11 protein-coding genes, 1 tRNA gene and 1 pseudogene are annotated in these 11,396 nt (G+C 46.1%); 7 read left to right on the top strand and 6 right to left on the bottom strand.

Features of this window, described 5'->3' with window-relative positions; genetic code table 11:
- Positions 1 to 274 precede the first annotated feature (274 nt).
- Positions 275 to 586 (bottom strand): DUF6679 family protein, encoded by a 312-nt coding sequence (locus QUB20_RS13945; RefSeq protein WP_006633466.1) that lies wholly within the window; start codon positions 584 to 586, stop codon positions 275 to 277.
- A 950-nt stretch (positions 587 to 1,536) separates the two neighbouring features.
- On the opposite strand from QUB20_RS13945, the gene QUB20_RS13940 reads away from it, so the two are divergent.
- The 6 genes from QUB20_RS13940 (at position 1,537) to QUB20_RS13915 (ending at position 7,250) form a co-directional block, all read left to right on the top strand.
- Positions 1,537 to 1,692 carry a hypothetical protein gene (locus QUB20_RS13940; RefSeq protein WP_333246909.1) on the top strand — a complete coding sequence of 52 codons (156 nt, stop codon included), beginning with the start codon at positions 1,537 to 1,539 and terminating at the stop codon, positions 1,690 to 1,692.
- A 12-nt stretch (positions 1,693 to 1,704) separates the two neighbouring features.
- Positions 1,705 to 3,783 (top strand): CapA family protein, encoded by a 2,079-nt coding sequence (locus QUB20_RS13935; protein ID WP_333246955.1) that lies wholly within the window; start codon positions 1,705 to 1,707, stop codon positions 3,781 to 3,783.
- A gap of 134 nt (positions 3,784 to 3,917) precedes the next feature.
- Entirely contained in the window at positions 3,918 to 4,787 is an 870-nt protein-coding gene (locus QUB20_RS13930) for an aldose epimerase family protein (RefSeq protein ID WP_445299400.1), read from the top strand.
- Positions 4,788 to 4,854: 67 nt separating this feature from the next.
- A tRNA-Lys gene (locus QUB20_RS13925) sits at positions 4,855 to 4,926 on the top strand.
- 192 nt (positions 4,927 to 5,118) lie between these two features.
- Complete coding sequence (fba, locus tag QUB20_RS13920) at positions 5,119 to 6,198, top strand: class II fructose-bisphosphate aldolase (protein ID WP_333246959.1); 1,080 nt, start codon at positions 5,119 to 5,121, stop codon at positions 6,196 to 6,198.
- A gap of 413 nt (positions 6,199 to 6,611) precedes the next feature.
- Positions 6,612 to 7,250: a type I restriction endonuclease gene (locus QUB20_RS13915; protein WP_333246961.1), complete on the top strand. Its 639-nt coding sequence runs from the start codon at positions 6,612 to 6,614 to the stop codon at positions 7,248 to 7,250.
- On the opposite strand, the gene QUB20_RS13910 is transcribed toward QUB20_RS13915, so the two are convergent.
- Positions 7,224 to 8,624, bottom strand: coding sequence for an NB-ARC domain-containing protein (locus QUB20_RS13910; protein ID WP_333246963.1), 1,401 nt, complete (start codon positions 8,622 to 8,624; stop codon positions 7,224 to 7,226). The two genes, QUB20_RS13915 and QUB20_RS13910, sit on opposite strands and share 27 nt — an antisense overlap.
- A 296-nt stretch (positions 8,625 to 8,920) precedes the next feature.
- Here QUB20_RS13910 and QUB20_RS13905 point away from each other — a divergent pair, with 296 nt between their 5' ends.
- Positions 8,921 to 9,649, top strand: a complete 729-nt coding sequence (locus QUB20_RS13905) for a DUF4352 domain-containing protein (RefSeq protein ID WP_333246964.1) — start codon at positions 8,921 to 8,923, stop codon at positions 9,647 to 9,649.
- On the opposite strand, the gene QUB20_RS13900 is transcribed toward QUB20_RS13905, so the two are convergent.
- From QUB20_RS13900 to QUB20_RS28705, 4 genes and pseudogenes are all read right to left on the bottom strand, one after another.
- On the bottom strand, positions 9,646 to 9,795 hold the full coding sequence (locus tag QUB20_RS13900) for a hypothetical protein (protein WP_333246965.1): 150 nt from the start codon (positions 9,793 to 9,795) through the stop codon (positions 9,646 to 9,648). The two genes, QUB20_RS13905 and QUB20_RS13900, sit on opposite strands and share 4 nt — an antisense overlap.
- Positions 9,792 to 10,022, bottom strand: a complete 231-nt coding sequence (locus QUB20_RS13895; protein ID WP_333246966.1) for a type II toxin-antitoxin system Phd/YefM family antitoxin — start codon at positions 10,020 to 10,022, stop codon at positions 9,792 to 9,794. Before QUB20_RS13895 ends, QUB20_RS13900 begins: the two co-directional genes overlap by 4 nt.
- 124 nt (positions 10,023 to 10,146) lie before the next feature.
- Positions 10,147 to 10,344 (bottom strand): hypothetical protein, encoded by a 198-nt coding sequence (locus QUB20_RS13890; RefSeq protein WP_333246968.1) that lies wholly within the window; start codon positions 10,342 to 10,344, stop codon positions 10,147 to 10,149.
- Positions 10,345 to 10,515: 171 nt separating this feature from the next.
- A pseudogene (locus QUB20_RS28705) lies at positions 10,516 to 11,356 on the bottom strand (esterase/lipase family protein).
- Positions 11,357 to 11,396 lie beyond the last annotated feature (40 nt).

Genomic DNA, 11,396 nt, shown 5'->3' with positions numbered 1-11,396 from the left:
CCCGCCCGTCCAAAAAGGACGGGCGGGACGCCCATCCCACTTTCAAGAGTGGAAGTTATTTAATTCTCATTCCTTACGCTGTTGTGGGGAGTAGGGGTTGAGCAGGAACTCCCGCCATCAAGCTTAAATTTAAAGGCAAAATAGCTTATGGGGTAACAACCCAGAATATTTTTGGCCTAAACTGGGTTTTTTGCATAATTTCTCCACAAAAAAGGGAGAAAAGCCGTTTTCTTTTCCCCCAAGTTTTCCTTGTGCCTCAAGCGCGAGCTCAAAACTATTCCAAATTCGAGTCCGGGTAGTGATTGCGAATTTGTTCGGCTTCGGGACAATCGTCAGAAACTAGGGGTTCGCAGTTAGTTCGGGATACCGAAGCCAACTTCTGGGATACAGCTCCAATACTTTCAAGACGCACCATTTCTTCCCAGGAGCTGATTTCGTCTTCTTCGTCGGTTTCGTAGCGCAGCGTGACTAGATCCCCTTCAATATCTAGGATACGAGCGCGCTCTATCCAACGTTGCTGATCTCGAAGAAAAATAGAAACCTCACGACCATCACAACAGAGTTGATAGATTTTGCGCTGTAGCATTTGTCAGTTCTCCTGCGCAGTGTAACTTGCTTAAAATATGGTCTGTTTACCGTAACGTACTTTGGGTTTTACATCGGAAGGCACAGCCGTATGGACTAGCCAGTTTCACGTTTTCCGCAACTTTGGTACCGATGGGAGTTACCAAATTCGATTTTACCACCAAATCTATCCAGTACGCCATTTATCCAATTACAGGTTGTGCAGCCAGTGGCATCTCTCGTGAGAGGCATTTGCCAGCATAGATCCGAGCATTAGGACTTGACTCGGGCGATCGCGATTAACAGCGACAATAACAACAGACTCTGCCTCTAAAATCTCGCTCTGTTTTGCCTCAAGTCCCCCAGAAAGCTATTGTTTCGACGTTTGTTCGATCGCCCACTAACGCCGTCAAGGCTCAATCTCAAATCTCAAATCTCGAAGCGAAAGCTCTAAAGTGACACTCAAACAGCGACAATAAAAACAGACTCTGCCTCAGATATAGCGGTTCTCAAAAAAGTGAGGTATGCCCTATGCCCTATGCCCTATGCCCTATGCCCTATGCCCATGAGTACCTCATATGAGAGCTCGAAAGGCTATATCTCGCTCTCTTATGTCTCAATTCCCCCAGAAACCTCTTGTTTAGAGGTTATTTCTAGCCCCCAGTACCCCCTCTCAACTCAATCTAAAATCTAAAATCTAAAATTTAAAATCGATTGTTCGATCGCCCACTAACACCGTCAAGGCTCAATCTCAAATCTCAAATCTCGAAGCGAAAGCTCTAAAGCGACACTCAAACAGCGACAATAAAAACAGACTCTGCCTCAGATATCTCGCTCTCTTATGTCTCAATTCCCCTAGAAACAAGAGTGTTTCGACTTTTGTTCGATCGCCCACAGTACCGCCTATTTCCTCAATCTAAAACCTAAAACCTAAAATCTAAAATCTAAAATCTAAAATCGATTGACTGGAGTGTGATAAAAATCACTGACAGCAGGCAGCCCCTAAATGTAGAAAATGGTGGCGGCCAACAACTAGCTTCAAAACGGGCAGCGGAACCTGTGGCGGTTAAGCTAAAAGAATTGCGGTTCCGTTCAACACAAATTGGAGTCATCGCTCGTGCGTATTAAGGAGGCTAATTGATGGTGTACGCAGAAAATTGGTCGCAGCCGTCTATCTTAGAGCTAGCGCGATCGGGCAACTTTCAAGCCCTGAATTACTGGATTGACAGCTTGCTGCGCCCCGAAGGGATTTATGCCCGCGTCGAACAGGCTCAGGCCGGCTGCGTCCAAATCCTCGTAGAATTCCAGCGCGAATTTGCGCCAGAGACTACATTACTCGGGAGCACTCTCCGGGAAGGCTTAGTCAAATTTATTTGCCACCAACTCTGGAGACTCAACTCGCCAGCAGTAGAAGGAGTGCGAATTCACGCGCGCTTGGCTGGGGATGCAGACATTCTCTGGAAACAGTCAGTGCGAATTGTCACTCCGGCAAACCGCCAGCGACGGCGTTACCGTTCCCTACCGATCGTCGATTGGGTTAAATTTAAAACGTATCGTTCTCTGCTGCTAGTGGGATCGGCACTTGCCTCATTTATTTTAGGGTGTTGGGTCAGCTACCACGAGGCTGTGGCCCTGCAGTTAGGCTCTTCAGTATCCGGCTACCAGCAAGGTGCGGTAATTTCGGGGCCGCCTCCAAAACGTGCGGATACGGTGCAAGCAGCCTTAGAAGTGGTACCAGTAGTTCAGCAAAAGCAAGTTGCTAATCCTTACGATCCAACAGTAACGCTGATGTTCGGAGGAAATGTGAATCTATCGGATGCGCTCGGAGCATCTGCCGCCAACGATCACCAATGGGCTTTCGCCAATATGGACGAGTATCGGCAAGCAGATGTGGCGATGGTTAACCTAGAAAACTCCCTGACTCGCTCTACATTGGGCTCTGCTAAAAAACAATTAAATTTTAAAGCCGATCCAGAATCGGTGAAAGTATTAACAGCCGGAGGAGTGGATATTGTCAATCTGGCAAATAGCCGCGCTATGGATTACGAGGAACCGGGGCTGGTGGAGACAATGAATACTCTAGATAATAGTGGGATTCAACACCTGGGAGCCGGCAGAGATATTAAAGAAGCCAGGCGTCCAGATATTATTGAAGTTAAGGGTCAGCGGATTGCCTACCTCGGTTATTACGATGCCGAGCTGAACGTCGCTGACCAAGGGAAAGCGGGCATTAACCCCCGCCGCAACAATCGCGTGGCGGAGGATATTCGAGCTCTTAGGAGTCAGGTAGACTGGATTATTGTTAATTACCACTGGGGAGTCGAATTGGCAGATTATCCGGGGGACGGGCAGATTGATTTGGCTCGGTTCACGATCGACCAAGGAGCTGATTTGGTAGTGGGACACCATCCCCAGGTACTGCAAGGTGCAGAAATTTACAATGGCCGCCCGATAGTTTACTCGCTGGGTAATTTTATATTCGGCCCGAATGCTCGCAGGGATTACGATACCGCAGTCCTGAAAGTATCGCTCAAAGACAGGAATATGAAGGTAGAGTTTCTGCCTGTGGAGGTGAAAAATTTTCAGCCGAAGGTGGTGAAGGGATCCTCAGCCGATCGCATCCTCAAACGCGTCGAGCAAATTTCTAGTATTTTCGATCGACCGATGCGATCTTCTGTAGTTCTCGAAGCCCTAGTCCAGCCAGGAGCGGCATCAAAAACTCCAAATTATCCATTGCCAGGAGCAGCAAAGAGCGGTACATACCAGCCGGGGCGAGGTTCCGGGACCAGCGGCGGTGAAAGCAATCAGCAAGGCCCCGGACAACCCAAACCTACTTTGATTTTGCCGGCTTTGCCGGCTGCGCCCCAACAGCCGGACAACTCCTCATTTTTCCCAAACGGGACAGGGCCTGCAATTGAATCAAACCCACCTCCGAATCAAAATTTGCCGCCCCGCATCTACCCCACTCAACCTCAAAATCCCAGCCGGGAACCAGAGCCGTTTACAAAAGAGCCATTCATCAAAGAACCGTTTATTTCGCCCCCATCTCCCAATCAAGGAGCAGTGCTGAGTCCCCAAAGCTATCTTCCCCCGACTCGGGCTGTATCTTTTGAAGTCGCACTCAAAGGGCACTCGGCCTCCGCGATCGTTCCAGCTACCACCAGCAACGGCTCCAAGCAGCAGATCGCCCTGCCTCCTATAGCTAGGAGCATTGGTTAGCCGGTGGGGGCCGGAGCGAGGATGCAGGGGGAGGATAGGGGCGGTAATGGGTGAACATCAAGATAATAGCGACCAATTATTAACGATCGATTTACTGACAACCAATGATCAATGACCTACTACCGATGACAAATGTGTTTGCGATCGCGCTCAAGCAAAAGCAGTACAAAACCTATATCCTCTCCGACGAAACCGCTAACTCTACTCTAGAAGTTGTGCCGGAACGGGGTGGTATTGCCACTAGCTGGCTGGTTGAAGGCAAAGAAATCTTCTATTTGGACGCGGAACGGTTCGCCAATCCCGATCTAACTGTACGTGGCGGGATTCCCATCCTGTTTCCCATCTGCAGCAATCTCCCCGATAATACTTACACGCACAAGGGAGTGGAGCGTAAGCTCAAACAGCACGGCTTTGCTCGAGACTTGCCTTGGACAATAGGTGAACAAGTTACGGAGGGTTGCGCCGCTCTGACGCTGATTCTCGACAGCAGCGACAAGACGCTGGCTGTTTATCCGTTTGATTTCCAACTAGCCTTCACTTATCAGATTAAAGGCAATTCTTTGGAAATTTTTCAGCGATACACCAATCTGTCTGACGAACCCATGCCGTTTTCTAGTGGTTTGCACCCCTACTTTTTGGCGACGGACAAATCTAAGCTCCGCTTTGAGATTCCGGGGATGCAGTACAGAGATCAGAACACCCACACCAAGGGTTACTTCACTGGGGTTTTTGACCCGACGCTGGATGAAATTGATGTTTCCTTTGACGAACTCACTGGCCTGGCTGCTACTGTCACTGACGCGGCGACCGGCTTGCGGCTGACCGTCAGTTACAACTCCAGCTATGGGAAGTTGGTTTTCTGGATGGTGAAGGGCAAGGATTTTTACTGTTTGGAACCTTGGACTGCTCCTCGAAATGCCCTCAACACTGGCGAACACTTGATTTATTTGCCCCCGGGCGCGACTTGCGAGATGCTGGTTCGCATGACTGCAAATTTTATTTAAAAAAGACTTGCTATTTCAAATGAGGGGTGCTACTATTAGAAATTGTGTGCGGTAACAATGTTTTCGCGGGTCGCTAGCTCAGCGGTAGAGCATTCGGCTTTTAACCGATTGGTCTCGGGTTCAAATCCCGGGCGACCCATAAAAATTTGTGAGTTAAGAATTTTGAGTTTTGAGCTGAATGCTCGGAACTCAAAATTTTGTTTGTTGAACTTTTTAGTAAATCTGGAAAGATAGTGCGCGATCGGTCGCAAATTGTCTTAATATTATCGTAAGAATTGAGCTTGTCCAAAATTCACTGCCCAAAAATCACAAATAATTAGGAGGAATATCTATGGCGCTTGTACCTATGCGATTGCTGCTCGACCACGCGGCTGAAAATGGTTACGGCCTACCGGCTTACAACGTCAACAACATGGAGCAAATCCAAGCGATCATGCGCGCTGCTGACGAAACCAACAGCCCCGTGATTCTGCAAGCTTCTCGCGGCGCTCGCTCCTACGCTGGCGAAAATTTTCTGCGCCACTTGATTTTGGCAGCAGTTGAAACCTATCCTCACATTCCCATTTCCATGCACCAAGACCACGGCAATGCCCCCGGCACTTGCTATTCTGCCATGCGCCAAGGTTTCACCAGCGTGATGATGGACGGTTCTCTGGAAGCGGATGCTAAGACTCCCGCTAGCTACGAGTACAACGTTCAAGTTACTCGCGATGTGGTGAATGTTGCTCATTCGATCGGCGTTAGCGTTGAAGGCGAACTGGGTTGCTTGGGTTCTCTGGAAACAGGAATGGGCGAAGCAGAAGACGGCCACGGCTTTGAAGGTGCGCTTTCTCACGATCAGTTGCTGACAGATCCCGAACAAGCTGTTGATTTCGTTGAGCAAACTGGCGTTGATGCTCTAGCAGTCGCGATCGGCACTTCTCACGGCGCTTACAAGTTCACTCGCAAGCCGACTGGCGAAATTTTGGCAATCAGCCGCATTGAAGAAATTCACCGCCGCTTGCCGAATACTCACTTGGTAATGCACGGTTCTTCTTCTGTGCCCCAAGAATTGCTGGAAATCATCAACAACAACGGCGGCAAAATCCGCGAAACCTACGGCGTACCTGTGGAAGAAATCCAAAAGGGCATCAAGTGCGGCGTTCGTAAGATTAATATCGATACTGACAACCGTTTGGCGATTACCGCTGCGGTGCGCGAAGCTTTGTTCGCCAAGCCCGATGAGTTTGATCCCCGCCACTTCTTGAAGCCGTCGATCAAGTATATGCAGAAGGTTTGTAGCGATCGCTATAATTCTTTCGGTTGCGCCGGTCACGGTACAAAGATTAAGCAAGTATCTTTGGATGATTTTGCAGCTAAGTATGCTAAGGGCGAATTGAGCTCTTCTGCTAAGAAGACTGTAGCTGTTTAAGAATTTTAGGTTTTAGATTTTAGTTTTGTCTGAAGTCTAAAGTTTGGATTGCCGGGTAGCTTTGAAGTTGCCCGGTTTTTGTTTTTGGACACAAATCAATAGAAGTGATATCACATCCGGTAGCATAGGAATTATTCATCTCTCTGTTCTCTGACTCTGTGTTCTCTGTGTCCTCTGCGGTTTAATCATTCCAATTCAACCGGAATTCATATGATATTGAAAACTGCGATCGCTATAGCAGTAAACTGTTACGCATTTAAATTGAAAATTCGGGACAGGCTAGAAGCCCGTCCCACAATAGTTTTATGGATTTTTGACACACAGTTTAAATGTAAAACAGCTTATCCCTATTTTTGCTTACAATGAAGCTAATGTTCGTGGGAAATTCAACCGTTTGAATCAAAGGTGAACGAATGGCAAAGGTTATTGCAGTTACAGAAGCTATTAAAAGCCAAGAGGAGGCTGAATCAAGGTTGAATTTGAGCCGAACTGAGGATGAGGCTTTTTTTACAGAGTGGCAAACCCAATTGCCAAGTCTCAGCGATTCTGAACAGACTGCTTTGGATACGCTACGACGTAGATTGCTATATCATAGGGCTGATGGAGAATTGTTAGAAGGGGCAGTGACTTTGCTGGTGGCATCACCTTTGTTAGAATTGGCGGGATTCTACGATCCACCGTTTAGGATGAAGGTTGAAGCTGCGATCGAAATTGCGATCGATGATGGGGAAGAAACCCTGCGCGGACGAATTGATATCTTGATTTTGCCTTGGCAGCTTTGGGTAATGGTTTTGGAGTGTAAGAAGACTACGATTTCGACGCGATCGGCATTACCCCAAGCATTAGCATACATGATGGCAAATCCTGATTTGGATAAACCGAGATTTGGTATGTTGACGAATGGCGATGATGTGTTGTTTGTGAAACTCAGGGCTCAACCTACAGCCGAATACGGGTTATCGCGGGCATTTTCGATTTATACTGTGCGAAGTGAATTGCGATCGGCTTTTCAAGTCTTGAAGCATTTAGGGCAAGGTATTACTGCCGTCTAAGTTACGGTGAAGGTATTGCCTCAGTACAGGTGAAATCGTGTAAAAATTTGCTTGTTGTTCAATCAAGCAGCGCCGCGATAGAGATTGCAGCGCATTTAGCAAATCTGAAGCCGGAATTATGTCATTTTCTAGCAATTTTGCCCGGTTGATTGGCTGGCTTTCTTTCGCTAACAAGGAGATTACTTGTTTTTCTAGTTCGGATAGGCGATCGAACTGCTGCTGTAAAACATCTTTCAAATCTTCTGGCAACAATATCGTATCATTTGGTAATAACTCTGTCACGCCTCCACCCAAGTCTTGAATCAGAGTCGCCACGCTTTTTAACCATAGGGGATTGCCTTGGTAACGATGAATGAGAGTTTCACTGTTGTCGCTTTCTTCTAACCCATAATCTCTGAGAATTTCCCGTGCAGCGGCGATGTCTAAACCTTTGACTTGTAAGGTGCGAATGGAAGTATTTTGGTTTTTAACTTGAGTCACTTCTCTCAGTTGTTCCCAACCGATTAACATAAAGCAGCTTTGATGGGATAATTTTTCTATTTGTTTGAATAAAGAGCGATATTCTTCGGATTCTGGTTTATATTTTCCTGCCAATTCGCCGCTACAGAAAAGGTTGTGAACGTCATCTAAGACGATTAAACAGCGATGGTTTTGTAAATACTTAATCAGCGGTAAGCGTTTCTGGTTTGTTGGGGATGAATCTTGTTTTTCGGAATGGCAAAAAAGCTGTATTAGGTTAGATTGAAATTTTTCAAGGGTGGGGAATTCGTCTAGAGTGTACCAAACTGCGTACTCAAACTCGTCTTTAATTTGTTGTACGAGTTGTACTGCTAAGGTGGTTTTGCCGATACCGCTGATGCCGGTGAGGGTGATGAGGCGACAGTGTTGTTGTAGAATCCAGGTGGTGAGGGTGTGGAGTTCTGGAGTGCGATCGAAGAAATCACCCAACTCTGGCATTTCGCTTAAATCTTGATGTAGAGTTTTGGTTTGTTGTGGGTTAGATGTTTCCTGATTTGGTGGGTTTGAGTTTGGGATATTTGGTGGGTGTCTAGCTTGTCCGCAAATGTTGAAAATACTGCTCACTACAACATCTTGTGCAAAGTTTACAACATTAGAGTTTTGCAACCTCTCCATTGTGGAGCGAAAATTCGATTTACTGACTTTTTCCCCAAACTCCTCTGAAAGTATCTGCCATAATTCCGATCCGATTTCCCTGATGCGACTTTCAGAACAGTTAAAATCTTTAGCTATTTCTTTGTATGTCTCGCGTTGTAGAGTTCCCCGCAGTACCGCTTCCTGTAAATCGTCAAGGTGCTGACCTGTTTTCTCGAAAACTATGCGATCGGCGACATTTAACATTTCTTTAAGATTCATCTGGCAGGGAGATGCGAGAGTTTTGTGTATTGTAGCTCACAACTGCCAACATTTTCGTACATTTTCGTACATTTTATTACCTTTTTGTACAAAATTAGATTAAACAGAGTGAAATTGGCGACAAAGTGGCGACAAAATAGAACATTTTTTTTGTAGACAAACGTTGAAGATATAAAACAGAATAGAATAAGTATTTAAGAATAAATTCCTGCGTATTCTGTAAACAACGGATGGTTAGACATCAAAGTTTATAAGGTATCCAGGGTTGCCACAACAAGTATATGGAGGTAAGTGTCATGGAAATTGTGCAATTAGTATTCTATTTCCTTCTGGGTCTTCTCGCTCTCGCGGTTGGTATTTATTTCATTTTTTCTCCGTTTGCTTTGATTATTGGGTTATTTAACCCCCGTATAGTTCTTGACGATAAAAAACCGCAAACTCGAATGAGAGTTTTAAAACGTTATGGCGTTACCAGCGTTATTATTGTTGGGATTGGTTTGGGTACATTATCTTCTGCTACCGCTGAAGATAGCGCCTATAGGACAGACTATTCCGTCTCTTCTACAACATCCAGCTATGCACCCCAAATTCAAGAAACTACACTAGCTTCGACACCTGTTGAAACAGAAACTTGGATTAATGTGAGAGGTAATCGGGCGGTTCAAGTAGATAGTATTGAAACAATAGATCGAATTGCTCCTAATAGTTTTTTAAAGCCAGTAGAAGCACAAGGCGGTCAACTTGTTATGGTTGAGCTAAAAATTAAAAACACAGGACAAGAATCTGGTAGTATGGCATGGTCAAATTACCAGTTGATTGATAGCCTGGGGCGGAAATATGACGAGATTAATGACTTCTCAGAAACCTTCACTATTAAGGAATGGCTTAAGGGAAATGGCAGAGAAGAGTCTAGTAATCAGTTATTTCCAGGACAAATTATCGAGGCTGTTAAAATATTTCGCGTCGCCAGTGATGCTGCGGATTTTAAATTAACAGTTAATGGTAAGCAGATCGCCATTAACTAGCTTGCTTTTTTCGTAGCCCAAATGCTAATTGGACTCAGCCAAAGTTCAGTATAAGGATCGGCGATCGCCGTTTGAAGTTGAAGCGATAGGCGTTGATCGCCGAGTAAATACCAAAGCCAAATGTGGGTATCGAGTAAAAGTTTCATTCTAAAACTTCCCATAGTTCGGCGACAGGAGCAATTAAATCTCCTAATATTTCACCGCTTCCTTTCATGGCACCAAAAGTGGGGCGTGGAGCTTGGGTGGTCGCAGGATAGATAATCACTAATGGTTTCCCTTCATGGATGATGGTGAGGGGGGTTTTGGTACGTTCGACCTCTATAAGTAGAGTCTGGAGGGTTTGAGGTAATTCAGTCGTGGTAATTTGTGCCATTTGCTGACTTTTCCCAATCTTATTCTATTTCTACTATGATAATGCGAGGATTAGACGGAAAGCGATGCTTGAGTGAAAAAAGAGCGATCGCCCCTCACAGCAAATACCAAACACTACGATGATTCTACAGAGTGCGATCGCACATAATCATCATCCCTAATGTGCGATCGACCTCCGGCATCAATTCTCCACAAACCATCCGGCTGAAATTCGTTATCTGCGTCCAAGCAGACAGTAGCATTCTTGCCCAATTCCACCCCAGCCCACCTCTAATTTGATTGTGTGGTTCGCCGTGACTTCTGAATCTTAGCGATGATGCCACATAAAATATTTTTTAACTCTATTCAGTTAGCGATAAAAATTTAAGCAAACATAGCATCGGGGGGGCGAGTTTGGCAGCACTAAACTCGCTCCTAATATAAATTATAGCTAAATTCTTCCCTTCAACCTTCTCCTTCTTCCTTCGCGTCCTTCACGTCTTCGCGGTTCATTTCTAACACAAATACCCCATCCAAGCCGGCAAAACCTCCGGCGAACCGTACCACTTCCCCGGAGAACGAGGCGAATGCCAAACCCCCTCCAACACCAGATTTTCTGCCCCATCCAAAACAGCAGCTTCCACCGGCGTAATTCCATCTCCCCAAGTTTCCCCCTTCCCCACAGTCAACTCATAACTTTTATAAGCCAGCCAAGTCCCAAAACCGCGCTTGCCAAAAACAGCCTTCCCAGCAGCGCACACATAGCGCACCTGCGGGTGAAAAGCCCCCGGATAGTGAATTTTGACAAAATCTAGATTTTTGCGCGTCCAGCGCTCTTGAGAGACGTGCGGCGTGCCTAAAGTGATTAAAGTATTCACATAAGGGTGAGCTTCCCACAAACCCGCATCCTCAAGCACGTCGCCGTGAATGGTGTAAGGCTTTTCGCCCAAATAGATGCGAGAAATCCAGCCGCCGGCGGAATGACCAAGAATTTCTTGATGGTACCCGCCACGCGATCGATCCGTGGAATCAATCCAAAATCTCAAATCTCAAATCCTCAAGCCCCCGAATTGATCCGTGGGGTCAATCTAAAATCTAAAATCTAAAATCTAAAATCGAATGACCGACGAGATTGATCTGCCGAACGCCGTATTGCTGTAACATTTGTTTGACCGTGCGATCGAGCTGTCGCAAAATTGGCACCATCGACCGCCCACCAAAAGTCGGCAACCAATCTCCCTTGCCCAGAGGCACTGTTACTGTTGGGAAACCTCGATCGACCAGAGATTTTTCTAATTCGCGATAGTCGGAAGCAGCAGCAAAATATCCTGGTAAAATCACGGTTGGTAATGGCATTGTCAATTTTAGATTTTAGATTTTAGATTTTAGATTTTGC

The organism is Microcoleus sp. B4-C2, from assembly GCF_036705265.1.
GTDB lineage: Bacteria > Cyanobacteriota > Cyanobacteriia > Cyanobacteriales > Microcoleaceae > Microcoleus.
This window is presented reverse-complemented; position numbering and strand designations above follow the sequence as displayed.